General features: G+C 65.9%; 27 protein-coding genes and 1 tRNA gene. 4 read left to right on the plus strand and 24 right to left on the minus strand.

Features of this window, described 5'->3' with window-relative positions:
* Window positions 1–52 precede the first annotated feature (52 nt).
* The 4 genes from CDO87_RS00090 to CDO87_RS00105 are packed head-to-tail and all read right to left on the minus strand — an operon-like array spanning window position 53 to window position 2,830.
* Window positions 53–916 (minus strand): NUDIX domain-containing protein, encoded by an 864-nt coding sequence (locus CDO87_RS00090; RefSeq protein ID WP_157814876.1) that lies wholly within the window; start codon window positions 914–916, stop codon window positions 53–55.
* Window positions 917–918: 2 nt separating this feature from the next.
* Window positions 919–1,173, minus strand: a complete 255-nt coding sequence (locus tag CDO87_RS00095) for a gamma-glutamylcyclotransferase family protein (RefSeq protein ID WP_100926859.1) — start codon at window positions 1,171–1,173, stop codon at window positions 919–921.
* 4 nt (window positions 1,174–1,177) lie between these two features.
* Entirely contained in the window at window positions 1,178–1,618 is a 441-nt protein-coding gene (locus CDO87_RS00100; RefSeq protein ID WP_100926860.1) for a TrgA family protein, read from the minus strand.
* Window positions 1,619–1,621: 3 nt separating this feature from the next.
* On the minus strand, window positions 1,622–2,830 hold the full coding sequence (locus CDO87_RS00105; protein ID WP_100926861.1) for a cyclopropane-fatty-acyl-phospholipid synthase family protein: 1,209 nt from the start codon (window positions 2,828–2,830) through the stop codon (window positions 1,622–1,624).
* A 145-nt stretch (window positions 2,831–2,975) separates the two neighbouring features.
* On the opposite strand from CDO87_RS00105, the gene CDO87_RS00110 reads away from it, so the two are divergent.
* Window positions 2,976–3,392 (plus strand): hypothetical protein, encoded by a 417-nt coding sequence (locus CDO87_RS00110; protein WP_157814877.1) that lies wholly within the window; start codon window positions 2,976–2,978, stop codon window positions 3,390–3,392.
* Window positions 3,393–3,509: 117 nt separating this feature from the next.
* Here CDO87_RS00110 and CDO87_RS00115 read toward each other — a convergent pair whose 3' ends face one another.
* The 17 genes from CDO87_RS00115 to CDO87_RS00195 all read right to left on the minus strand — a co-directional run bounded on the left by CDO87_RS00115 (window position 3,510) and on the right by CDO87_RS00195 (window position 16,607).
* On the minus strand, window positions 3,510–4,928 hold the full coding sequence (locus tag CDO87_RS00115; RefSeq protein ID WP_100926863.1) for a deoxyribodipyrimidine photo-lyase: 1,419 nt from the start codon (window positions 4,926–4,928) through the stop codon (window positions 3,510–3,512).
* A 67-nt stretch (window positions 4,929–4,995) separates the two neighbouring features.
* Complete coding sequence (locus tag CDO87_RS00120; RefSeq protein ID WP_100926864.1) at window positions 4,996–5,409, minus strand: hypothetical protein; 414 nt, start codon at window positions 5,407–5,409, stop codon at window positions 4,996–4,998.
* Complete coding sequence (gene acuI / locus CDO87_RS00125; protein ID WP_100926865.1) at window positions 5,402–6,397, minus strand: acryloyl-CoA reductase; 996 nt, start codon at window positions 6,395–6,397, stop codon at window positions 5,402–5,404. Before acuI ends, CDO87_RS00120 begins: the two co-directional genes overlap by 8 nt.
* A 58-nt stretch (window positions 6,398–6,455) precedes the next feature.
* Entirely contained in the window at window positions 6,456–6,974 is a 519-nt protein-coding gene (locus CDO87_RS00130; protein ID WP_100926866.1) for a DinB family protein, read from the minus strand.
* Between the two features lie 395 nt (window positions 6,975–7,369).
* A tRNA-Arg gene (locus tag CDO87_RS00135) sits at window positions 7,370–7,446 on the minus strand.
* Window positions 7,447–7,515: 69 nt separating this feature from the next.
* Entirely contained in the window at window positions 7,516–8,736 is a 1,221-nt protein-coding gene (locus CDO87_RS00140) for a cysteine desulfurase (RefSeq protein WP_100926867.1), read from the minus strand.
* On the minus strand, window positions 8,729–9,319 hold the full coding sequence (locus CDO87_RS00145; protein WP_100926868.1) for a YIP1 family protein: 591 nt from the start codon (window positions 9,317–9,319) through the stop codon (window positions 8,729–8,731). The genes CDO87_RS00140 and CDO87_RS00145 overlap by 8 nt, the downstream gene beginning before the upstream one ends.
* A complete protein-coding gene (locus CDO87_RS00150) occupies window positions 9,316–9,846 on the minus strand; it encodes a YIP1 family protein (RefSeq protein ID WP_100926869.1) in 531 nt (176 codons plus the stop codon). Before CDO87_RS00150 ends, CDO87_RS00145 begins: the two co-directional genes overlap by 4 nt.
* Window positions 9,847–9,849: 3 nt before the next feature.
* Window positions 9,850–11,127, minus strand: coding sequence for a SufD family Fe-S cluster assembly protein (locus CDO87_RS00155; RefSeq protein WP_100926870.1), 1,278 nt, complete (start codon window positions 11,125–11,127; stop codon window positions 9,850–9,852).
* The gene (gene sufC, locus CDO87_RS00160) at window positions 11,127–11,882 is read right to left on the minus strand and encodes a Fe-S cluster assembly ATPase SufC (RefSeq protein ID WP_100926871.1); all 756 of its coding nucleotides are present in this window, start codon (window positions 11,880–11,882) and stop codon (window positions 11,127–11,129) included. Before sufC ends, CDO87_RS00155 begins: the two co-directional genes overlap by 1 nt.
* Before the next feature lie 145 nt (window positions 11,883–12,027).
* Window positions 12,028–12,630, minus strand: coding sequence for a hypothetical protein (locus CDO87_RS00165; RefSeq protein ID WP_100926872.1), 603 nt, complete (start codon window positions 12,628–12,630; stop codon window positions 12,028–12,030).
* A 71-nt stretch (window positions 12,631–12,701) separates the two neighbouring features.
* Complete coding sequence (locus CDO87_RS00170) at window positions 12,702–13,013, minus strand: heavy metal-binding domain-containing protein (protein ID WP_100926873.1); 312 nt, start codon at window positions 13,011–13,013, stop codon at window positions 12,702–12,704.
* Window positions 13,010–13,213, minus strand: coding sequence for a hypothetical protein (locus tag CDO87_RS00175; protein ID WP_100926874.1), 204 nt, complete (start codon window positions 13,211–13,213; stop codon window positions 13,010–13,012). The genes CDO87_RS00170 and CDO87_RS00175 overlap by 4 nt, the downstream gene beginning before the upstream one ends.
* Entirely contained in the window at window positions 13,213–13,404 is a 192-nt protein-coding gene (locus CDO87_RS00180) for a hypothetical protein (protein ID WP_254698250.1), read from the minus strand. Before CDO87_RS00180 ends, CDO87_RS00175 begins: the two co-directional genes overlap by 1 nt.
* Window positions 13,405–13,479: 75 nt before the next feature.
* The gene (sufB, locus tag CDO87_RS00185; protein ID WP_100926876.1) at window positions 13,480–15,012 is read right to left on the minus strand and encodes a Fe-S cluster assembly protein SufB; all 1,533 of its coding nucleotides are present in this window, start codon (window positions 15,010–15,012) and stop codon (window positions 13,480–13,482) included.
* Between the two features lie 14 nt (window positions 15,013–15,026).
* Window positions 15,027–16,070 (minus strand): cysteine desulfurase family protein, encoded by a 1,044-nt coding sequence (locus tag CDO87_RS00190; protein ID WP_100926877.1) that lies wholly within the window; start codon window positions 16,068–16,070, stop codon window positions 15,027–15,029.
* Window positions 16,071–16,142: 72 nt separating this feature from the next.
* Window positions 16,143–16,607: an Rrf2 family transcriptional regulator gene (locus CDO87_RS00195; protein ID WP_100926878.1), complete on the minus strand. Its 465-nt coding sequence runs from the start codon at window positions 16,605–16,607 to the stop codon at window positions 16,143–16,145.
* A 216-nt stretch (window positions 16,608–16,823) separates the two neighbouring features.
* On the opposite strand from CDO87_RS00195, the gene CDO87_RS00200 reads away from it, so the two are divergent.
* The 3 genes from CDO87_RS00200 to CDO87_RS00210 all read left to right on the plus strand — a co-directional run bounded on the left by CDO87_RS00200 (window position 16,824) and on the right by CDO87_RS00210 (window position 18,568).
* Entirely contained in the window at window positions 16,824–17,477 is a 654-nt protein-coding gene (locus CDO87_RS00200) for an alpha/beta hydrolase (RefSeq protein ID WP_100926879.1), read from the plus strand.
* Window positions 17,478–17,529: 52 nt separating this feature from the next.
* Window positions 17,530–17,811 (plus strand): hypothetical protein, encoded by a 282-nt coding sequence (locus tag CDO87_RS00205; RefSeq protein WP_100926880.1) that lies wholly within the window; start codon window positions 17,530–17,532, stop codon window positions 17,809–17,811.
* Window positions 17,812–17,953: 142 nt separating this feature from the next.
* Complete coding sequence (locus CDO87_RS00210; RefSeq protein WP_100926881.1) at window positions 17,954–18,568, plus strand: HD family hydrolase; 615 nt, start codon at window positions 17,954–17,956, stop codon at window positions 18,566–18,568.
* Between the two features lie 21 nt (window positions 18,569–18,589).
* On the opposite strand, the gene lpdA is transcribed toward CDO87_RS00210, so the two are convergent.
* From lpdA to CDO87_RS00225, 3 genes are all read right to left on the minus strand, one after another.
* A complete protein-coding gene (gene lpdA / locus CDO87_RS00215) occupies window positions 18,590–19,969 on the minus strand; it encodes a dihydrolipoyl dehydrogenase (protein WP_100926882.1) in 1,380 nt (459 codons plus the stop codon).
* Between the two features lie 106 nt (window positions 19,970–20,075).
* Window positions 20,076–20,663 carry a DUF924 family protein gene (locus CDO87_RS00220; protein ID WP_100926883.1) on the minus strand — a complete coding sequence of 196 codons (588 nt, stop codon included), beginning with the start codon at window positions 20,661–20,663 and terminating at the stop codon, window positions 20,076–20,078.
* A 116-nt stretch (window positions 20,664–20,779) separates the two neighbouring features.
* The gene (locus CDO87_RS00225; RefSeq protein ID WP_100926884.1) at window positions 20,780–22,027 is read right to left on the minus strand and encodes an MFS transporter; all 1,248 of its coding nucleotides are present in this window, start codon (window positions 22,025–22,027) and stop codon (window positions 20,780–20,782) included.
* Window positions 22,028–22,108 lie beyond the last annotated feature (81 nt).

Here is a 22,108-nt window from a genome sequence, read left to right on the forward strand (position 1 = left end):
CTTTCGGCTCGCGTGGTCTGGCCCCATGGTTTAGGCGCGCCCCTCCGGGAACTCAAGCATCCGCGCGCAATTCCGGGCGCCGTGCCATCAGCGCAAAGAGCAACATCTGGAGCGGAACGGCATTGATCTCGCCGGTCTCGATCAGGCGCATGGCGTCGTCGAACCTGAGGACATGGTTGCGGATGTCCTCGTTCTCCTCGTCGAGCCCGCCCGAGAAGCGCGCCGCGCTCTCGGAGAGATCACACAGTCCGATGAAATTGTGATAGAACTCCGTGCTGTATCCGGGCGAGGCATAGCCGCCGGACACGCGGATCAGACGGCTGAGGTCGAGCCGTGCTTCCTCGCGCGTTTCGCGCAGGGCGGCCTCTTCGGGGGTTTCGCCCGCGTCCACCATGCCGGCCACCACCTCCAGCACCCACGGGACCGGGTCGCCCCGGTGGATCGGGCCGAAGCGGAGCTGTTCGACCAGCAGGACGCAATCGGTCACCGGGTCGTACGGCAGGACCAGAGACACGTCGTACGCCACGAAGCATTCGCGCCGCAGCTCCTCGCTCATGCCGCCGTCGAAGGTGGGATAGCGCAGGTGAAAGGGTTTCAGGCGGAAGAAACCGTCGTAGCCGCCCTCGGCCGGTTTCATTTCGATGTCTGCAACGGTGCGCGAGGTGCGCAGCGTCTGCGGCGCGCCTTCGGCCGCGATCACCTGCGCCCATGCACGGTTGCGGAAGAACGGCAGGAGCGCGCGCACCGATTCCCCCGACTGCTGGCCATAACGTCCCATCGCCTCGGCGGCGGCGCGGCGCGACACCTCGCCCCAGCGGTCCTGCCACGCGTCGAGCGACCATGCCTCGCCCTCCGGCCAGCGGCCCACAGGCGGCATGTAGACCAGCGCGTCCGCCGCGCCGTCGTCCGTGTCCACCGTCACCGACACCAGGGCGTAGTCGAAGGCGGTTCGTAGAAGTCGAGCCGGGCTATGTCGTCGTCGCTGAGGTCGCGCACGAGGACGCCATCCGCGGTTGCGTTGCCCCGGGCGATGAGCAGCGGGAAGGACTGGCCCAGTGCCTCCACCACGGCGTGGTCCGGCAGTTGGGCAGGCTGGGCCGCTGCGGTGCGGCCAAGGACGATCTCCAGAAGCCGGGCATCGCGGAGGGTGCCGTAGAAGAAAAGATCGGTCATGAGGTCACTTCCAGCGCTGGCCGGCGATTTCCGCAACGATGCCGGCGAGGATGCCACCGACCAGCAGGATGGCGATCACCGTGGGGTCGAGCATCTTCTGCCCGTACTCAAGGCCGATCTCGAAGATCGCGCCGATGGCTTCGAACGGGCTGTCGTAGAAACGGCGGAAGGAGCGGTCCACCATCTCGTTCGTGGCCTGCACGAAGAGCGCCCAGAACGTCAGCGCGATGACGCTGGTGAAGCCGTTGGAGATGCCCGAGGCATAGCCCCGCCCGCTGCGCGAGCCGAGGATGAACCACCCGACCAGCAAGCCCAGCACCACGTTCACCGTGTTGAAGGACCCGAAGTCGGTGCCTTCGGGGAAGAGCGGTTTGACCGCCTCCGATGCAAACCACGCAACGGCCGCCAGGCAGATTGCGGCGACCAGTCTTGCGGCAGTGGGCATGGATCAGGCGGGCCTTTTGATCGTGATCTGGGTCACGTCACAGTTACCGCTGCGGAACGTGGCGGCGCAAGAGGCGAGATAGAAATTCCACATCCGCCGGAACCGGTCGTCGAAGCCGAGCGAGGCGACCTCGTCCCAGCGGTCGTTGAAGACGTCGTGCCAGCGGCGCAGGGTCGTGCTGTAGCTTTCGCCGAATTCAATGGACTTCACCACCTGCAGCCCGGCGCGCTCCACCTCGCGGCGCAGCACCTCGGGGCTGGGCAGCATGCCGCCCGGGAAGATGTACTTCTGGATGAAGTCGACCCCCTTGCGGTATACCTCCCACCGCTTGTGCTGGACGGTGATGACCTGGAGCGAGGCGTTGGCACCGGGGCGCAGCCGCCCGCGCACGCTGTCGAAATAGACCGGCCAGTACTTCTCGCCCACCGCCTCGAACATCTCGATAGAGGCGATGCCGTCGTAAACCCCGCGCTCGTCGCGGTAGTCCTGCAGCTTGATCTCCACCCGGTCGGCCAGACCGGCACGCTGCACCCGGGCCTGGGCGTAGTCGAGCTGCTCCTTCGACAGGGTCAGGCCGGTGATGCGCAGCCCGCGTTCCTTGGCGGCGTATTCCGCGAAACCGCCCCAGCCGCAGCCGATCTCGAGCACGTGGTCGCCCGGCTTGGCCTCCATCGCGTCGACGAGCGCCGCGTACTTGGCGATCTGGGCGCTCTCGAGGCTTTCCTGTCCGGTCTCGAACAGCGCCGACGAATAGGTCATCGTCTCGTCGAGCCAGAGACCGTAGAAGTCGTTCCCGAGATCGTAGTGATGCGCGATGTTCTTGCGCGCCTGCCGTTTCGAATTCCGGACCATCCAGAAGCGGAACTTCTCCCAAGCGCGGACCATGCCCTGCCCCGGGAAACCGTCGAAGAGCGAGTCCTCGTTGGCATGCACGAGGTCGAGGAAGGCCATGAGATCCGGCGTCGACCAGCCTTCGTCCAGGTAGGCCTCGCAGAAGCCGAGGTCGCCCTCGCGGATCAGCCGGGCGAAGATGTCGGGATCGTTGAGCTGGACCTCCGCCACCGGCCCCGGTTCCGCGCCCTCCGCCCGGAACCTCCGGCCGTCCGGCAGGATCATGTCCAGCCGCCCGCGTTCCATTCCCTGCGCCATGTCGAAGACGTGGCTGAAGTATCGGGGCAGTCCGGTCTGGTTCGCAAGTGAGGTCAGGGCCATGTGCAGCTTTCGATTTTCATTTATTTCGAAGGAGTTTATGCTGGAGAAACAACCCGGCAAGGCTTCGGGCTTGGGATTTCGCGGAAAGTGATGTTTTCTGGGTACCAGGATGCCCGAGTGAATTGAAAACAGGAGATACAGGGGCGTGAGACGAAAGATTCTGATGGCGTGTTTGCTGGCCGCGGGGCTCGCATCATGCGGGCAGGTGCGGCAGGTGGTCCAGCCTGGAGCCCAGCCGTCACCGCGGACCGACGGCCCGATCACCCTTTCGGGCTCCACCACGTTGTCCAGTCCGGCCCCCGGGCAACCGACCGCCACGCCGGCCACCCAGAACTGGCGCCGCGACCTGCCGCGCAACATCGCCTATTTCAACATGGGCAGCGACGCGGTGTCGATCTACAGCGAGGCCGAGCGCACCACCGCCACGGGCACGCTGCTGCCCGGCGAGGGCGGATACATCCAGACCTGCGACGACGCGAAGCCGGTGTGCAAGATGAACTTCGGCAACGGGCGCACCGGTTGGGTCGCCATGGGGTCGATGGCCGGGGTGTCGAACGGCTGACGCGGTTTGCGGACCCTGCGGGTCCGCCAGCGGGAAGGGCTCTGCCCTCCCCGAACCCCTCCCGAGGTATTTCCCCCAAGATGAAGGTGGCGGTCAGCGCGTTCGGGCGCAGGGCTCTCAGAAGTCGCGGTTCTGGTAGGCCTCGAGTGCGGCTTCGCGGCCTTCCTTCGGCCCGACGATCGCATCGGGATAGGCGTCGCCCGGTGTCATTGGCCAGCTTTCGGGGATGGCGTCGAAATAGCTGAGCGCGGTGTCCGAGGGCGTCCTGCGGCCTTCGGCGATCCAGCGGTTCACGTAGGCGCAGTCGGGATCGAACTTGTCGCGCTGGGTGACAGGGTTGAAGACGCGGAAATAGGGTGTGGCGTCGGGACCGGAACCCGCAGACCATTGCCAGCCCATGGCGTTCGAGGCCGGGTCCCAGTCGATCAGGCAGTCCTCGAACCAGGCCATGCCGATCTTCCAGTGGCACATCAGGTGCTTGGTCAGGTAGCTCGCCACGATCATGCGGGCGCGGTTGTGCATCCGTCCGGTGACGTAGAGCTCACGCATGGCGGCGTCGACGAAGGGAATGCCGGTGCGCCCCTGCTTCCAGGCCTTGACTTCGCGCAGGCGTTCGTCGGTCTTCCACGGGAAGGCGTCCCATTCCTCGCGCCAGTTGCCGGTCAGCAGGTGCGGCGTGTGCCACATCAGGTGATAGGCGAACTCGCGCCAGACCAGCTCCTTGAGGAACGTCTGGGCGCCGGACTTGCCGTCCTCCATCGCGCGGCGGCCGGCGTGCCAGCATTGGGCCGGGCTGATCTCGCCCAGCGAAAGGTTCTCGCTGAGGCAGGATGTGCCGTCCTTCGAGACCTCGTCGCGGGTCGTGCCGTAGTCCGCCACCTTGTCGCGCATGAAGACCCCGAGCCGGGTCTGCGCGGCCTGTTCGCCAAGCCGGACGTAGGGACGCACAACATCGGAGCCGCGGCGCATGCCCTGGCCCAGGTTCCAGTCGGCGAGGGTTTCGCTGTCGGGCCACGTAGTGGGCGCCTTCAGGTCGGAGGGTGAGGAAAGGGGCGCGGGCACGTCGCGGTCGCACACGGCTTTCCAGAAGGGCGTGTAGACCTTGTAGAAGCCGCCCTGCCCCGTCTCGACCGTCCAGGGTTCGAACATCAGGTGGCCGGTCAAGCTTTGCGCGCCGATGCCCTTGTCCTTCAACACCTCCTTCACGCGGGTGTCGCGCTCCACGCTGTCGGGATCGTAGGCGCGGCTCCAGTAGACGGCCCGGGCGCCGGTTTCCTCAACCAGCTCCGACAGCACTTCGGGCGCGGGACCGGACCGCAGGATCAGCCGGCTGCCCTTGTCCTTCAGCGCATCGGCGAAGGCCCCGAGCCCCAGGCCGAGCCGCCATTGAGGGGCGGTGCCGAGGCCCTCTACCAGCGCGTCGCGGATGAAGACCGGGATCACCGGGCCGCGTTTCGCGGCTTCGGTCAGCGCGGCATGGTCGGAGAGGCGCAGGTCCCGGCGGAACCAGACGAGGGTCGGCGGCGTGTCGGTCATCGGTCATCTTTCCTTGCTTTGCCCGGACGTAGCCCGTCCGGCCGCAAGGCAAGGGCCGTGGCGGCCGTCAGAGCCGCCCGGTGACCCACATGACGATCAGCACGATGGACTGCACCGCGATGACGAGGGCGACGATCATCGCGACCCAGCGCCAGCCGCCCGCCGGTCGGGCCTTTGGCGCCACGGCGAACACGGCGCGGGTGACGGCGAGGGTCCAGCCGAGCTGGAGCAGATAGAACGCCAGTACCAGCAGCCACGGGAGGCTCCACGGCACGAGGCCGTTGCCCTCTGCGGCCATGGCGGGCACCATCACGAGGATCCAGAGCGGCATGGCGATCAGTTGCACGCCGACGTAGCCGCCCCAGAACGTCTCTCCGAGCGACAGCCGGCCGCGTGCCAGGTCCGCGAACCACGCGGGGCGGAAGATCCTCGCGCGGTCCCTGCGGATTTCGGCAATCTCCGCCTCTGACGGATCAGGCATTCACGTCCACCACGACGCGGCCCTTCACCTGCCCCTTGAGGATGTCGCGGCCAAGCTGCGGCAGGTCCGACAGACCGGCGGGTTGGATCATCTCTTCGAGCTTGGCCATGGGCAGGTCGGCGGCGATACGGTCCCACGCGCGGACACGGTTGGCGTAGGGCTGCATGACGCTGTCGATCCCCAAAAGGTTGACGCCGCGCAGGATGAAGGGGGTGATAAGCGCGCCGTCGATGGCGGCGCCGCCGGCGAGGCCGATGGCCGCGACCGAGGAGCCGTATTTCATCTGCTTCAGCACGCGGCCCAGCATGGCCCCCGCGACGGCATCGACGCAGCCCGACCAGCGCTCGCTTTCCAGCGGCTTCTTGGTGACCTCGGTCAGTTCTTCGCGCGGCACGATTTCCGTGGCGCCGAGGCCGCGCAGGTAGGATTCCTGTTCCGGGCGCCCGGTGACAGCCGCCACCTCATGCCCGAGGTTGGCCAGGATCGCCGTCGCCACGGAGCCCACGCCGCCCGCAGCCCCCGTCACCAGGACGGGGCCATGGCCGGGTTCAAGCCCGTGATCTTCCAGCGCCATGACCGCCAGCATCGCGGTCAGGCCCGCCGTGCCCACGGCCATCGCCGCGCGCGTGTCCAGCCCGTCGGGCAGCGGCACCAACCAGTCTGCCTTGACCCGTGCCTTCTGGCTGTAGCCGCCCCAGTGCGCCTCTCCGACGCGCCAGCCGGTCAGCACGACCTTGTCGCCCGGCTTGTAGCGGTCGTCGGAGCTCTCCTCCACGACACCGGCGAAGTCGATGCCCGGGACATGCGGCCACTTGCGCACCAGCCCGCCACCGGAGCCGAGGCACAGCCCGTCCTTGTAGTTCACGGTCGAATAGTCGACGGCGACGGTCACCTCGCCGTCCGGCAGGTCGCCTGGCGACAGCTCCTTCACCGACGCGGAGGTCTTGCCGCTCTCTTCGTCCTTCTCCACCACGAGTGCCTTGAACATGTCGCTCTCCTTCATGACGCTACGCCGTTTGTCCCTGAGCCGCAGCCGGAGCGCAACCCTAGAGCCAGGGACCCTCCTGTGGCATGAAGACGAGATCGCTTGTCGGGGCCTTCTGCCCGGCAGCCGTCAGCATCGCGTGGATCTGGCCCCGGTGATGGGTCTGGTGGTTGAACATATGCGCGACGCAGAGCGAGACGGGCTTCACCATGTCGGCCCCGACGGCGCCGGAGTACCAGCGCAGGTCCCCCGCCAGGTCGATGGCCCGCAGGCGCTCCGCCCAGAGAAGCATGTCGCCGTCCAGCCGGAAGCGCGCGATTTCCCAGTCTTCCCGGGATTTCGTCATGGCGGTGCTTTCGCTGATGCCGCCTTCGGGCCGGGGGAGGTTCGCCAGCCGCGACATCCAGATCATGTCGCCCCAGAGCAGATGATTCGCGGTGGCGAGGATCGATCCGAAGAAGCCGCCCCTGTCCTGCTCCAGCTCAGCCTTGTCCATCTTCTCGAAACAGGCCTTCAACTGCTTGTTCTGCCACGCATTGTAGCGCGCCATCGTCAGGCAGTACTGGGTCGAGATCATCATGTCGTGCGCCCTCTCTCGGTACGGCAGATCACGGGACGCTGCACGGACACGCGCGGTGGCCTGCCATAGCGCAAAGTCGCTCCGCTTTGCGCCACGGGGTCGCCTGTCCCGGTCGCCCGGCGGTCATTCCGCCTGCATGATGGCAAAACCGTCCGTCCCGCACCAGAGCGGTCAGGCGTCGCACATACGAGATGCGGGCACAGGCTGAGGAAGTTGCGCAGGAGGTCGGCAGTCGGCCTGAATCCGGCGGTATGTGGGGGTGAAGGGTCGCTCCGGCCCGCTGTCGGGGAAGCCGCAAGACGGTGGCAAACCGCAGCCTCCGGACATCGCATACTGCATGGCATTGGCTCATGGACCGAAAACAGCCGCGTCGTCACGATGTCACGAGATGAGGATGGCGCACCTGAGAGGATTCGAACCTCTGGCCTCTGCCTTCGGAGGGCAGCGCTCTATCCAGCTGAGCTACAGGTGCCTGAGGGGCCGTATAGCCCCTGCCCCGGACCGCTGCAACACCTGATCTGCGGCCCGGATCGCGGTTTTCTCAGCCGAACAGATCGTGCGCCAGTTCGAGCGCGTCGACCAGCGCGTCGACCTCTGCCTCGGTGTTGTAGAGGCCGAACGAGGCCCGGCAGGTCGCCGTCACGCCGAGGTGGTCCATGAGCGGCCCGGCGCAGTGATGCCCGGCGCGCACCGCCACCCCTTTCTTGTCGAGAATGGTCGAGATGTCGTGCGCGTGCGCCGCGCCTTCCATGGTGAACGAAATGATCGCGGCCTTGTCGGGTGTCGTGCCCTGCACGTTCAGCCAGTTCAGCCCGCCCAGCCGGGTCATGGCGTAGGCCCGCAGGCTGGCCTCGTGGGCGGCGATGTTGTCCATCCCGAGCCCCATCATGTAGTCCAGCGCCACGCCCAGGCCGATCTGCTGGACGATGCCGGGGGTGCCGGCCTCGAACTTCATCGGCGGGTCGTTGTAGGTGACCGCGTCCTTCGACACTTCCTTGATCATGTCGCCGCCGCCCATGAAGGGGCGCATCTCCGCCATGCGGTCGGAGCGGATCCAGATGGCACCGGAGGCGGACGGACCATAGAGTTTGTGGCCTGTGATGGCGTAGAAATCGCAGCCAATCTCCTCGACGTTGACGGGCATGTGGACCGCACCCTGAGAGCCGTCGACCAGAACGGGCACGCCCTTGGCGCGCGCGCCATCGCAGATCGCCTTCACGTCGACCACGGTGCCCAGCACGTTCGAGACCTGCGTGACCGCCACGAGCTTCGTCTTGGGTCCGATGGCGTCGATCACCTTCTGCGGGTCGAGGGCGCCGGTGGCATCCACGTCCACCCATTTCAGCACCACGCCCTGACGTTCGCGCAGGAAGTGCCAGGGCACGATGTTGGCGTGATGCTCCATCACCGACAGGACGATCTCGTCGCCCGGCTCCATCCGCGGCATCGCCCAGCCGTAGGCCACGAGGTTGATGCCCATGGTGGTGCCGGTGGTATAGACGATCTCCTCCGGGTCCTTCGCGCCGAGGAACCTCGCGATGATCCCGCGCACGCCCTCGTATTTCTCGGTGGCGAGGTTCGACAGGAAATGCAGGCCGCGGTGGACGTTGGCATATTCCTCGGCATAGCCCTTCGTCACCGCGTCGATGACCACCTGCGGCTTCTGCGCGGAAGCGCCGTTGTCGAGATAGACGAGCGGTTTGCCATTCACTTCGCGTGAGAGGATGGGGAAGTCCGCGCGGACCGCGTTCACATCATACATTTCCCATGATCCCTTCCGGGGAGACCCCTGCAAAGACAAGTAGAAGCGACAAGGTGAACCCAAGCGCCAAAAGGCCCAGCAACACGATGGCCAGCGCCCGGCCCAGACCGGGCAGCCCGTGCGCCTCGGCCACGAAGTTCACCAGGATCCAGATGCCGACGCCCGACGACACGAGCACGACGAGGCCGACCATCGCCTCGGATACCGGGATGAGCGCGATGGTGAACACCTGCACCAGCACGTTGAGGATCTGCAGCCAGATCATCAGGAGCGCCACGTCGGCCAGACGCCCGCCGCCGCCCAGCACCCGGCCCATGATCGTGAAGGCAAGGATCGTTCCGCCCAGCGTCACCGTCTCGGCCGCGAGGAACCCGGTGGGCGATGCAAGGAAGAACGGCACGTTCTCCGACGCGGGCGCCATCAGCAGCGTCACCCCGAAGACCAGCGTGTTCAAAACGATGGTCAGCGCAAAGGCTGTCAGGATCGCTTCCCGGTTCATGTTGATCGACATGAGCAGGCGCGCGACCTCGCGCGGGGCCGTGATGCTCTCGACGGCCAGATTGAAGAACCCTTTGGGGGTCATGCGGTCACTCCTGCCTCGCGGTGCGCCTCCCGCACCCCGGTGCCCACGAACCACAAAACCACCCCGAACCACAAGGCACCCACGAGGGTCAATCCGATACCCGGGCCGACAAATCCGGCGACAAGGCCGTTCAGCAGTGCCAGGGGCGTTGCCGCCAGGAGCGACCAGAACAGGATGAGCCGCCCGTCGAAGGCGGCCACGCGTTTGCCCGCCACCCGCGAGAGCAGCGAAAGCACCAGCGCCAGCACGTAGAAGATGAGCGGCAGGAAGATCACGGCCCCCAGAAGGGCGCCGCCGATCTCCGGCTGCACGGCCTGCTGGAAGGCGCCCCCTTCGGTGTTGAAGCGGGCGGGGTCGGTTTCCCAGACGCGGCGGGCGATGGCGGGCCACTGCGCCACGAACATGATGACGCAGGCCCCCATCAGGTAAGCCAGCGCGCGCGGTTCGCTTTGCGCGCGCGACAGGAGCCGCCGCCACACCGGCGCCGGCCCCCGATACATCGCGACGATATCGGTCGAGACCGTCAAGTCTCAGGCCCTGCGCCGCAACAGCCAGGCCTCGACCCGCTCGACCAGTTCCTCGCGCAGGGACTCGTCCTCGATCTCTTGCATCGCCTCGGCGATGAAGGCGATGGTCATCATGTCCTCGGCATTGCCGCGCGGCACGCCGCGGGCACGCAGGTAGAAGAGCGAATCCTCGTCGATCCCGCCAGAGGTGGACCCGTGCGAACAGGCCACGTCGTCGGCGTAGATCTCCAGCTCCGGCTTGGCGAGAAACTGGCTGTCCTCGTCCAGAAGCAGTGACTGGCTGATCTGGTAGCCGTCGGTCTTCTGCGCGTCCGGCTTCACGAGGATCTTGCCCTGGAAGACACCGATCGCGCCGTTGCGCAGCACCTTCTTGAAGACCTGACGGCTTTCGCAGTTCACCGCGTCATGGGTGATGAAAACAGTGTCGTCGTGGTGGAATGCTCCGTCGCCCATGCAGGCGCCGGCGACATGCGCCACGGCGTCGTCGCCAGTGAACTCGATCACGCACTCGTTGCGGGTCAGCACGCCGTTCACCGTAAGCGTGAAACTCTTGAACGTGCTTTCGACGCCGAGGCGCGCGAAGACATGCGTGACGGCGCGCCGGTCATGGTCGCGGCCCTGCGCACGCACGTGGTGCAGCGCGCCCTTGTCGGCGATCTCCACCTCCATCACGTGGTTGAACCGTGCCGCGGCGGGCCCGTTCTCAAGGATGGTCAGGTCGGCGCCGGGATCGACCTTCACCACGTGGTGCAGGATCGCGTCGGAGGTCTCGCCCTCGTGGACGTAGTTGATGTGGATCGGCTTTGCGGCCTTGCCGGTGACGTGGATCAGCAGGCCGTCCGTGGCAAACGCCGTGTTCAGCACCGCGAAGGGGCGCTGCACCGGGGTCTGGCCGCGGGTTTCGAGCACGCCGTAGACGTCCTTTGCCCAGTGGATGTCGCGCGCCTCGGCAAGGCGCTCGATGCTCACACCCTCCATAGCCAGATCGTCGGAGGCCTCGGCGTCGAAGACCCCGTCGACAAAGACGATCTGCAGGCGGTCGCGTTCCCCGAACAGCGGCGCTTCATGCGCGTGCAGCGCCGGTGCCGCCGGAGCATCGACCGCGTTCAGCGTGTCCGGCCGGGTGTACTTCCAGTATTCGTCGCGCGCACCCGGCAGGCCCATGGTCTGCAGACGGTTGAGCGCGTCCTTCCGCGCCGCGTCCGACCAGCCGCCTTCTGGCAGGGTCAGCGACGCGAGGCGCGCTTCGGTCGTGTCCTGTTTTGCCTGGGGAAGTGCCATTACGCCTCCTCCGCCAGGATGTCCGCGTAACCGTTGTGCTCGACTTCCAGCGCCAGCTCGGGGCCGCCGGTCTTCACGATGCGGCCGTTCGCCATGATGTGCACGACATCGGGGGCGATGTGGTCCAGCAGGCGCTGATAGTGGGTGATGACGAGGAAGCCGCGGCCTGCGTCGCGCAGCGCGTTCACGCCATCTGCCACCAGCTTCATCGCGTCCACGTCGAGCCCGGAGTCGGTCTCGTCGAGGATGCACATCTTCGGCTCGAGCATGGCCATCTGCAGGATCTCGTTGCGCTTCTTCTCGCCGCCGGAGAAACCGACGTTGACCGGGCGCTTCAGCATCTCGGCGTCGATCTTGAGGCTCTTGGCCTTCTCGCGGATCACCTTCAGGAACTCGGCAGAGGACATCTCTTCCTGCCCGCGCGCCTTGCGTTGTGCGTTCACCGCGGTACGCAGGAAAGTCATGTTGCCGACGCCGGGGATCTCGACCGGGTACTGGAACGCGAGGAACAGACCGGCGGCGGCGCGGTCCTCGACTTCCATCTCAAGCAGGTCCTCGCCTTCGAGCGTGGCGGTGCCCTCGGTGATCTCGTACCCGTCGCGGCCCGAGAGGACGTAGGACAGGGTCGACTTGCCGGAGCCGTTCGGCCCCATGATCGCGTGCACCTTGCCGGCCTCGACGGTCAGGTCGACACCCTTGAGGATCTGCTTGTCCTCTTCCTCGAGCTTCACGTGCAGGTTCCTGATTTCCAACATCTCTGTCATCCTCTCGTTTTGGGTGCCCCGCCGCCGTGTGGCCGCTGGAGGGCTGGTTCATGTGCCCGGCGGCCTAGCGACTGCTGGAGGGCGGGTTCTGGGCCCTGTCGCCTTTCGGCGGCTTCTGGGCGGGTTCGTCTGCCGGTCAGGGGTTCTGCATCAGCCTGATGATCCACATCAGGCGTTCCGGCGGGATGGGTCGGGGGGTCACATGGAAATGCGCCATGCGCCCGGTGATCTGCGGCGGACCGAGGATCTCCTCGACCTTGTGGTAGTGTCTGCGCTGTACATAGTCGTCGAAGTACAGGTCCAAAGGGACCCCGGACAGGAAGGCGCAGGCCAGCGCGCAGCCCTGACGGAACCGGCCGTCGACCAGCACCACCTGCGGCTGGCGGAACTCCGGCAAGGACCAGACTTCCAGCGGGTAGCGCGCGAAGCGCTGCCATTCGGTGTGATCGACAGGGTGACCCCATTCCTTCGTCGCGCCGATGTCCGACCAGATGACATCCACCTTGGTGCCCTCGGCGGGCGGGTTGCCGGCGAACCAGCCGCGCATCATCTGCGCCCAGTCCTTGTCCGACTCGACGGTGAAGACCGTCTTGCCCGGCATCTCGGCGGCCATCACGGTGGACCCGCCGGACCCGTATTCGAGGATCACGGACGCGCGCCCGTAGGCCTCGCGCAGCAGCGCGGCCTCCGCCTCCGGCAGGGTCAGCTCGGGCCGGACGATGCGGGCCGGGGCGCTCATGAACGACCCTCCGACCGCAGTCCGGCCATGCAGGCCGCCGTGATATGAAGACCGGGCCGCATCACGTTCCGTCAGCCGAGCACCACCGCGGTGCCCGAAGCGGAGACCATCAGCATGTTGTTGATGACCTCGTAATCCAGATCGACGCCGACGACCGCGTTGGCGCCAAGCGCCGCCGCGCGCGCCTCCAGTTCGTTCAGTGCCGTCTCGCGCGCCTCGCCCAGCGATGCCTCATAGGCACCGGAGCGGCCACCGATGATGTCGGTGATCCCGGCAAAGATGTCACGGAAGACGTTTGCGCCGAGGATGGCCTCGCCCACGACGATGCCCTTGTATTCGGCGATCAGGTGGCCTTCGACGGAGGGGGTAGTGGTGACAATCATGACGCGTCTCCAAGGGGTTGCACAAGGTAGTTCATGTTGACGGCAAAGCGGCGCGCGACGCAGCGATTTCGGAAGGCGACGAAGCTGGCTTTGGCGACCATGACGGGCAGCGGCTGGCGGACACGGGCGCCGGTCTTTGCCGTACCAGTCAGAACCGCCTTACCCGCGCGCTCCAGATCAAGGTTCGCCACGCCCGTCATCAGGTCATCCCCACGACAAGCCGCAGCACTGCCGCCAAGGTCCATGCGCCCATACCGGCGACAAGCGCCGTGTAGACCACGCTGTCGTTCAGCAGCCGCACCTTCTTGCCGGAGCGCCGCATGATGAACATCATGATCAGCACACCGAGGAACGTGCCCACGCCCACTCCGGCGGACTGATGGATCGCCATGGCCAACATCAACTCTGTCCTTTCGGGCCGGCGGGATGCGGCGCGGACACATGGCCGCGCCCCACCCCACTCACGTCAGCCAACCGAGCCTTCGAGCGAGATCGCCACAAGCTGCTGCGCTTCCATGGCAAACTCCATCGGCAGGGCTTGCAGGACCTCGCGGCAGAAGCCGTTGACCACGAGCGCGACGGCCTCCTCCTCGTCCATACCGCGCTGGCGGCAATAGAAGAGCTGGTCGTCGTCGACCTTCGATGTGGTCGCCTCGTGTTCGCACCGGGATGAGTTGTTCTTCACCTCGATGTAGGGAACCGTGTGCGCCCCGCACTTGTCACCGATCAGCAGAGAGTCGCACTGGGTGTAGTTGCGCGAGTTCTTTGCCTTCGGGTGCATCGACACGAGCCCGCGATAGGTGTTCTGGGCCACGCCCGCCGAGATGCCCTTCGACACGATGCGAGATTTCGTATCGCGGCCAAGGTGGATCATCTTGGTGCCGGTGTCGGCCTGCTGGTGGTTGTTCGCGATGGCGATGGAGTAGAACTCGCCCTGCGATTCATTTCCCCGCAGGATGCAGGACGGGTACTTCCACGTCACGGCAGAGCCGGTCTCGACCTGCGTCCACATCACCTTCGCCCGGTCGCCACGGCAATCCGCGCGCTTCGTGACGAAGTTGTAGATGCCGCCCTTGCCGTTCTCGTCGCCCGGGTACCAGTTCTGCACGGTGGAATATTTCACCTCCGCGTCTTCCTCCACGATGATTTCGACAACCGCCGCGTGAAGCTGCGCGGTGTCGCGCTGGGGCGCGGTGCAGCCTTCGAGGTAGGACACGAAGGAGCCCTTGTCGGCGATGATCAGCGTCCGTTCGAACTGGCCGGTGTTTTCGGCGTTGATGCGGAAGTAGGTCGACAGCTCCATCGGGCAGCGCACACCCGGCGGCACGTAGACAAAGGAGCCGTCCGAAAAGACCGCCGAGTTCAGCGTGGCATAGAAGTTGTCAGAGACAGGCACGACCGATCCGAGATACTTCTTCACCAGTTCGGGATGCTCGCGGATCGCCTCGGAGATCGAGCAAAAGATGACGCCGGCCGCCTTCAGCTCCTTCTGGAAGGTGGTGCCCACCGACACGGAGTCGAACACGGCGTCCACCGCCACGCGGCGCTCGCCTTCCTTGGCTTCCGCGGGCGTGTCCGGGGCGCCCTCGACACCGGCGAGGATCATCTGCTCCTTCAGCGGGATGCCCAGCTTGGCGTAGGTTTCCAGGAGCTTCGGGTCGACGTCGTCCAGCGACTTCGGCTTCTCCGCCATGCTTTTCGGGCGGGCGTAGTAATATTGTTCCTGGAAGTCGATCTTCGGATAGTCGACCATCGCCCAGGTCGGTTCGGTCTTCTGGAGCCAGCGCTCGTAGGCCTGCAGACGCCATTCGGTCATCCACTCCGGCTCTTCGTTCTTCTCGGAGATCAGGCGCACGATGTCCGGGGTCAGCCCCTTCGGCGCGTATTCCATCTCGATGTCGGTGTTCCAACCGTGCTTGTAGGTCGACACCTCGCGGACGGCATCCACTGTCTGCTGGTCGACACCTTCCTTGACGGCTACATCTTCGGTCATGGACATGCGTCTATCCTTTCTCAGGCGGCCCGTTCGCGGAACCGCTGGTGTTTCTTCAGCCACGCCTCGGCGAAGCGCACCACATCCTCTTCGGTCGTCTCCGGCCCCAGGCTGACCCTGATGGCACTCGACGCGACCGTATCGTCGTATCCCATGGCCCGCAGCACGCGGCTGGCGCGGACCTTTCCGCTTGAGCAGGCGCTGCCCGCACTGATCGCGAATCCGGACAGGTCCATCTGCATCACCTGCGTCTCGCCTTTCCAGCCCGGAGTGGCAAAACAGGAGGTGTTCGGCAGGCGGTCCGCGCCTTTCCCGACAAAAATAGTGTCTTCGGCGCCGGTCGCAATCAAATTCTCTAGAATCGTTCTAAGGTTTTCGACATTTGACCAGACGCCGTCGGACAGATCGCGCGTGGCGGCTTCGGCAGCGACGCCGAATCCGGCGATGCCGATCACGTTCTCCGTGCCGGACCGGCGGCCCATCTCCTGCCCGCCGCCCTTGATCTGCGAGGCGATGTCCGTGCCGCGCTTCATCACCAGCGCGCCGATGCCCTTCGGTCCACCCAGCTTGTGGGCCGAGACCATGGCCATCCGGCATCCCAGCCAGTTGAACGCCACCGGCAGCTTGCCGAAGGCTTGCGTGGCATCGACCACCGCCAGACCATCGGGCAGCGCCTGGATCACGCCGGTTTCCGAATTCGCCAGTTGCAGGGCGGTCATCGCCGGATCGTCCACCGTCACGCGACCGTCGCGGTCCACGGGCAGAACCGGATCGATCCAGGCGGCGACGGCGTCATGCTCCACGTCCGCGCCAACCAGCCCGCGACCGGCGCAGGCCAGCGCCGCCGCTTCGGTCGCTCCCGAGACAAATATGACATCGGCGCCGTCCGCGCCGAAGGCCGTGGCCACCTGGGCGCGCGCCTTTTCGACGAGGGCCTTGGCCGCCCTGCCTTCGCCATGCACCGAAGACGGGTTGCCGCACAGGTCCATCGCGGCGATCATCGCCGCGCGCGCCTCCGGCCGAAGAGGCGCCGTGGCGTTGTGATCGAGGTAAACGCGGGTCACGGGCGCCGCAAAGTCTTCGACGAAGACTTTGCCCCCGGCACACAGAGTTTTCCGTGAAAACTCTGCATCTCCTCACCCCTCATCTTCGACAACCGCGAACAGCGCCGGCACCGCCGGACAGGGCGCCAGGCCCCGCTCGACCACGTCCGACAGGCGGGTCTGGTGCAGGAAGACGTAGACATGCGCCGAAAGCGACTGCCACAGCATGTTCGACAGCGACTGCGCCTTCGACCCGGAAATACCGCCCGAGGCGCCCGCGCCCTTATGCATCGCGTCCACGGTCTCATCGACCGCGGCGAGGATGTCGACCACGCGGATATCGCTCGGGGATTTGGCAAGGCGGTAACCGCCGCCCGGGCCGCGCACCGACTCGACCAGCCCGGCCCGCCGGAGCTTCACGAAGAGCTGCTCCAGGTACGGCAGGGACAGGTCCTGTCGCTTCGACACATCGCCCAGCGTCACGAGGTCGTCACGGCCCTGCAGGGCAATGTCCACCAGCGCGACCATTGCGTAACGCCCTTTTGTGCTCAGCTTCATCCTTGCCCCTTTGCTACGGCTCCGGACAACAGACAGGACATGCCGCGCGTGCCGATTGACCTTGCGCGCGCGATTGCCTATCTGCTTCGGAGCCCTGACCGGCCCCGCACCGGTTTAGAACCTTTCTAAAGAGTCCGAGTGAAGTCGTCAAGAATTCTGGCGCATCACCCAAGATCGCGTCGTCGACGCCCACCAACAAGGAGCCTGCGCCCGTACATGCCCGAGGTCATCTTCCCAGGACCCGAAGGCCGCCTCGAAGGCCGCTACCATCCGCAAAAAGACCGCGATGCGCCGATCGCCATCGTTCTTCATCCCCACCCGCAGTTCGGCGGGACGATGAACAACAAGGTGGTCTACAACCTGCATTACGCGTTCTACAACATGGGCTTCACCGTCCTGCGGTTCAATTTCCGCGGCGTCGGACGCAGCCAGGGCGAATACGACCAGGGTGTGGGCGAGCTTTCGGACGCGGCCTCCGCGCTCGACTACCTGCAGTCGATGAACCAGAACTCCAAGCACTGCTGGGTCGCCGGGTTCTCGTTCGGGGCGTGGATCGGGATGCAGTTGCTGATGCGGCGGCCGGAGATCACCGGTTTCGTGTCTGCTTCTCCGCCCGCGAACATGTACGACTTCTCCTTCCTCGCGCCCTGCCCGTCCTCGGGCCTGATCATCAACGGCACGAACGACCGCGTGGCGCCGCCGGCGGACACCCGCTCGCTGGTGTCCAAGCTGCACGAGCAGAAGGGCATCACGATAACCCACGAGGAAATCGAAGGCTCCGGCCATTTCTTCGAGGAGCCGCACATGGAGACGATGATCGACAATGTCACCGGCTACGTGAAGCGGCGCCTGACCGAAAACACCCGCTGAACCGAAAGCCCGGGCCGACGCGCCCGGGCCTCCAAGCCCCAGGGAGCCAGTCATGGCCGTTGTCGACGACCTCGCAGACGCGCTCGCCCGCGACACGATCAAGGCGATGGACGCGCTCGGGGACGAGACCCTGCCGGATCAGGTCGCCGCTGTGCTGGGCGCATCCTCGCCCTCGTCCGAGGAGATCTTCCGCGCCGCCGTCCGCATTCGCCTCGCCGAACGCCGCGCCCGCGCCTTCCTGACGGACCACCTGCAACGCGCGCTGGAAGCCAAGAAGCGTGGCGAGGCGATCCCCACCGCGCTTGCCCCCGGCACCGACAACGAGAACATCTGAGGCGGGTTTGCGTTCGGTCTGGTACCGACGATTCCCCGGTGCCGTGACCCGTTGCAGGCGCGCCCTGCGCCGGAACCAGCGCTACCGTCTTTGCCCGCGTCTTGATCTTGCGTCTCCTGCCGCCACGGTGCACCTCTCTGCCATGACGACAGATCCCGCCCCGACCCGCCTCGACGCCCAGATGGACTTCCTGATGGAAGCCGACCGGCTCAAGTCCGTCTCTCGCGCCACGCGGCTGGCCGACGGGTCGCGGTTCGAGAATTCCGCCGAACACAGCTGGCACATCGCGCTTTTCGCGCTGACGCTTTCCGAACACGCGCCTGCACAGGTCGACCGGGGCAAGGTCATCGCGATGCTGCTGCTCCACGACCTGGTGGAGATCGACGCCGGTGACGCACCGGTCTTCGGCACCCACGACACCACGGCCATCGAGGCTGCGGAGGCGCGCGCCGCCGACCGGATCTTCGGCCTCCTGCCCGAGGACCAGTGCCGGCAGTTCCGCGCGATCTGGGAGGAGTTCGAGGCCAACGAGACGCCGGAGGCACGATTTGCCAAGTCGCTCGACCGGTTCGCCCCACCCAACCTGAACATCGCCAACGGCGGCGGGTCGTGGGTCGATTACGATGTCGACTGGGGGACGTTCGAAACCAACGTCGGACGCAAGATCGACGCCGGCGCACCGATGCTGTGGGACTGGATCCGTCCCCGCGCCCGCAAGGTGCTCGACCTGCTGGCGCGGAAACGGCGGGAGGGCTGACCGCCCCCTCACCGCTATCCGTCAGAAATGAATGGCGCGCCCCCAGGCGTCCAGAACGGATTCGTGCATCATCTCGCTCAGCGTCGGGTGCGGGAAGACGGCCTGCATCAGGTCCTCCTCGGTTGTTTCGAGCTGACGGCCCACCACGTATCCCTGAATCAGCTCCGTGACCTCTGCGCCGACCATGTGCGCGCCCAGCAACGCGCCGGTCCTGGCGTCGAACACCGTTTTGACCATGCCCTCCGTCTCGCCGAGCGCGATGGCCTTGCCGTTGCCGATGAAGGGGAAGCGGCCGACCTTCACGTCGAAGCCCTGCTCCTTCGCCTTCGCCTCCGTCAGTCCGACCGAGGCGATCTGCGGGTGGCAATAGGTGCAGCCCGCGATGCTGCCCGGATCGACCGCGTGGGGGTGACCGCCGGCGATCAATTCCGCCACCATGACACCCTCGTGCGAGGCCTTGTGGGCCAGCCACGGCGCCCCGGCCACGTCTCCGATGGCATAGACCCCGTCGATTCCGGTGCGGCAGAAGGGGTCGGTCACGACGTGTGACCGCTCCACCCGCACGCCAAGGCCCTCCAGCCCCAGGTCTTCGACATTTCCGACAATGCCGACGGCCGAAATTACTGTTTCGACGGAGATCTTCGACGTTTCCCCGCCCTTTTCCACATGCGCCACGACGCCGTTCGGGCCGCGATCCAGCGATTTTACCGAGGCGCCTTCGAGAATCGTCATGCCCTGCTTCTGGAACTGCTTCTTCGCGAAGGCGGCGATCTCTGCATCCTCGACCGGAAGGATTCGGTCCATCACCTCGACCACCGTGACCTCCGCGCCGAGCGTGTTGAAGAAACTCGCGAACTCGATCCCGATGGCGCCGGAGCCGATCACCAGCAGTTTCTTCGGCATCCGCTTCGGTTGCAGCGCGTGCTTGTAGGTCCAGACCCGGTCGCCATCGGCCTCCAGCCCCGGCAGCTCCCGCGCCCGCGCGCCGGTGGCCACGACGATGTTCCTCGCCTCGAGCACGGTGTCGCCGACCCGGACCTTGCCGGGCGCCTCGATCTGCGCGGCGCCCATGACCACGTCGACCTTGTTCTTCTTCAGAAGATGCCCGACCCCGGAGTTCAGCTGCTTGGCGACGCTCCGCGAGCGTTTGACGACGGCGTCGAGGTCGAAGCCGATGCCCTCTGCCTTCAGGCCGAACTCCGCCGCGCGGTGCATGAGGTGGAAGACCTCGGCGGAGCGCAGCAGCGCCTTCGTGGGAATGCAGCCCCAGTTTAGGCAGATGCCGCCCAGGTGCTCCCGCTCGACGATTGCCGTGCGCAGGCCAAGCTGAGCCCCCCTGATCGCGGCCACGTACCCGCCGGGTCCGGCCCCGATCACCACCATGTCGTAAGTTGCGCTCATCCGGCCCTCCCTGCCCGGGCCCCTGAAAGGGCCTGGTACAAGCTAGGCGCGCGGGCCGCCGGGGATCAAGACCGCTTGTGTCCCCGGCGCGTGCAAGTGGCCGAAATCATGCAGCTTCTGCTTCGGCCTGCATGTCGCGCAGGATCGCTCCGTAACCGCCGTCGGAGATGAAGGCCTTCTCGGCCTCTGTGGTCTTCCGCGACAGAGCGTCGTTGCGGTAGGGGAAGCGGCCGAACTGGCGGATGACCTCGCGGTGCACCTTGGCGTGCATCAGGTTGCTGTCGCCGGAGGCAGGCATCCGTTCCTTCATGAGACGGACGCAGCGGTCTTGGTCGCAAAGGTTCTCCGAATGCATCAGCGGCAGGTAGAAGAACTGCCGAGAGGGCTCGTCGATGCGCATGTCCCAGCCGCGGTGGATCGCCTGCTTGGCGGCGGCCAGCGCGATGCGGTCGGAGGCGAAGGCGGTGCCCTGCCCGCGGAACATGTTCCGCGGAAACTGGTCAGCGAGCACGATATAGGCCAGCGTGCCGGAGGGATACGTCAGCCACAGGCCGTAACGTCCCTGCATCTGCCCCTCCCAGGCGGTCAGGAAGCGGTCGCGGATCTCCTGATCCAGCGCCTCGTCCTGCTTGTACCAACCGTCCGGTCCTACCTCGTCGAGCCAGAACGCAAGAATGTCTTCAGGCCGTGCCATGTGTTCCTCCTCATGGGCGCCGTCGAATACGTTAAAAAATTGTTACACATACCCGTGTCCACACGCCCAATCACATTTGTTGTCACTTTCTGACAAGTGCATCAGGCGCACGAATGTCATTCCTCGTCCTCTTCGGAGCGTTCGATGAAATATTCCTGCGCGACTTCCATTGCCACGGGCGAGGCGGACGGCAGGACCGGGGCATAGGCGCCGGTCGTTTCCACCGCAGGTGCGGGACGCTGAGTCATCCGGTAGGCGGCATAAGCGGTCAGGGCCACAAGCAGGGCCGCGATCAGCACGAAGAACCCCGGCGGGCCCATGACCTGCATCACCCAGCCGATGACCAGCGGACCGGCGATCGCGCCCACGCCGTTGATGAACAGCAGACCGGCGGAGGCCGCGGCCATGTCCTCTGACTCGAGGAAGTCGTTGGTGTAGGCAATCAGCAGCGAATACAAGGGGTTGGAGCAGCCGCCGATGACGGCGGCGCAACCCACGATGACCCAGTAGCTTTCGGCCATGACGGCGACGATGGCCCCTGCAGCGCCCAGTGCCGCGACGATCATGATCAGGCCGCGCCGGTCGACCCGGTCGGAGATCCAGCCCAGCGGGTATTGCATGAAGAGCGCACCGACGTAGAAGGCCGCGACGAAGATGGAGATCTGGCCCAGCCGCATCCCGGCTTCGGTCGCATAGACAGCCGCCATGCCGAACTGCGCGGCAAACACGCTGCCCAGCAGGAAGATGCCGACCATCCCCAGCGGGGACACGCCGTAAAGCTCTCTCAGGGTCATCCGCTTGGTCGATTCAAAGGCTGGCGTCGGCGAAATCGACAGGAGGATCGGCGCGAAGGAGATCGAAACCAGCACCGACGGGATGACGAACAGCAGGAACCCGGACATGTCCGGCACGATCAGCAGGGCCTGTGCCGCGATGATGCCGAGCGTCTGCACGATCATGTAGGCCGACAGCGTCTGGCCGCGCGTCTCGTTCGTGGCGGTGTTGTTCAGCCAGCTTTCGGCCGTCACGTAGACCCCGCAGAAGCAGAAGCCCAGCACCAGACGTCCCAGCACCCATGCGGCGGGGTGCTGCACGGCCGGGAAAAGGATCAGCGCCGCGGAGATGAAGGAGCCGAGCGCGGCAAAGACCCGGACGTGGCCGACCCGGCGGATCATCTCCGGCACCATGCGCGACGCGAAGAGGAAACCGGCGAAGTAGGCCGACATCACGACTGCCATCGCGGTGGTCGAAAAGCCTGCCGCGCTGCCGCGCACACCCAGGAGGGAGCCCTGCAAGCCGTTCCCGACCATGAGCAGCAGCATTCCCAGCAGCAGCGGCCAGGATGTTCTCATCACGTAAAGCATTCTTCTTTCCTCGCTGCACCCTACCCTGACAGACTGGCGGGACGGGTGCCTTGTCTTGCTGCGACGCCATGCACGATTCGA

The organism is Sagittula sp. P11, assembly GCF_002814095.1.
Lineage (GTDB): Bacteria > Pseudomonadota > Alphaproteobacteria > Rhodobacterales > Rhodobacteraceae > Sagittula.

Coding starts and splice junctions, on each gene's coding strand:
- CDO87_RS00155 (WP_100926870.1), bottom strand. CDS start 11,127: ATGGCACTTCCCCAGGCAAAACAGGACACGACCGAAGCGCGCCTCGCG.
- CDO87_RS00140 (WP_100926867.1), bottom strand. CDS start 8,736: ATGTATGATGTGAACGCGGTCCGCGCGGACTTCCCCATCCTCTCACGC.
- CDO87_RS00120 (WP_100926864.1), bottom strand. CDS start 5,409: ATGCCTGATCCGTCAGAGGCGGAGATTGCCGAAATCCGCAGGGACCGC.
- CDO87_RS00115 (WP_100926863.1), bottom strand. CDS start 4,928: ATGACCGACACGCCGCCGACCCTCGTCTGGTTCCGCCGGGACCTGCGC.
- CDO87_RS00095 (WP_100926859.1), bottom strand. CDS start 1,173: ATGACCGATCTTTTCTTCTACGGCACCCTCCGCGATGCCCGGCTTCTG.
- CDO87_RS00145 (WP_100926868.1), bottom strand. CDS start 9,319: ATGACCCCCAAAGGGTTCTTCAATCTGGCCGTCGAGAGCATCACGGCC.
- CDO87_RS00130 (WP_100926866.1), bottom strand. CDS start 6,974: ATGATGATCTCGACCCAGTACTGCCTGACGATGGCGCGCTACAATGCG.
- CDO87_RS00100 (WP_100926860.1), bottom strand. CDS start 1,618: ATGCCCACTGCCGCAAGACTGGTCGCCGCAATCTGCCTGGCGGCCGTT.
- CDO87_RS00195 (WP_100926878.1), bottom strand. CDS start 16,607: ATGAAGCTGAGCACAAAAGGGCGTTACGCAATGGTCGCGCTGGTGGAC.
- CDO87_RS00170 (WP_100926873.1), bottom strand. CDS start 13,013: ATGATTGTCACCACTACCCCCTCCGTCGAAGGCCACCTGATCGCCGAA.
- lpdA (WP_100926882.1), bottom strand. CDS start 19,969: ATGAGCGCAACTTACGACATGGTGGTGATCGGGGCCGGACCCGGCGGG.
- sufC (WP_100926871.1), bottom strand. CDS start 11,882: ATGTTGGAAATCAGGAACCTGCACGTGAAGCTCGAGGAAGAGGACAAG.
- CDO87_RS00165 (WP_100926872.1), bottom strand. CDS start 12,630: ATGAGCGCCCCGGCCCGCATCGTCCGGCCCGAGCTGACCCTGCCGGAG.
- CDO87_RS00220 (WP_100926883.1), bottom strand. CDS start 20,663: ATGGCACGGCCTGAAGACATTCTTGCGTTCTGGCTCGACGAGGTAGGA.
- CDO87_RS00225 (WP_100926884.1), bottom strand. CDS start 22,027: ATGCTTTACGTGATGAGAACATCCTGGCCGCTGCTGCTGGGAATGCTG.
- CDO87_RS00175 (WP_100926874.1), bottom strand. CDS start 13,213: ATGACGGGCGTGGCGAACCTTGATCTGGAGCGCGCGGGTAAGGCGGTT.
- CDO87_RS00205 (WP_100926880.1), top strand. CDS start 17,530: ATGGCCGTTGTCGACGACCTCGCAGACGCGCTCGCCCGCGACACGATC.
- CDO87_RS00180 (WP_254698250.1), bottom strand. CDS start 13,404: ATGGCGATCCATCAGTCCGCCGGAGTGGGCGTGGGCACGTTCCTCGGT.
- sufB (WP_100926876.1), bottom strand. CDS start 15,012: ATGTCCATGACCGAAGATGTAGCCGTCAAGGAAGGTGTCGACCAGCAG.
- acuI (WP_100926865.1), bottom strand. CDS start 6,397: ATGTTCAAGGCACTCGTGGTGGAGAAGGACGAAGAGAGCGGCAAGACC.
- CDO87_RS00105 (WP_100926861.1), bottom strand. CDS start 2,830: ATGGCCCTGACCTCACTTGCGAACCAGACCGGACTGCCCCGATACTTC.
- CDO87_RS00200 (WP_100926879.1), top strand. CDS start 16,824: ATGCCCGAGGTCATCTTCCCAGGACCCGAAGGCCGCCTCGAAGGCCGC.
- CDO87_RS00210 (WP_100926881.1), top strand. CDS start 17,954: ATGACGACAGATCCCGCCCCGACCCGCCTCGACGCCCAGATGGACTTC.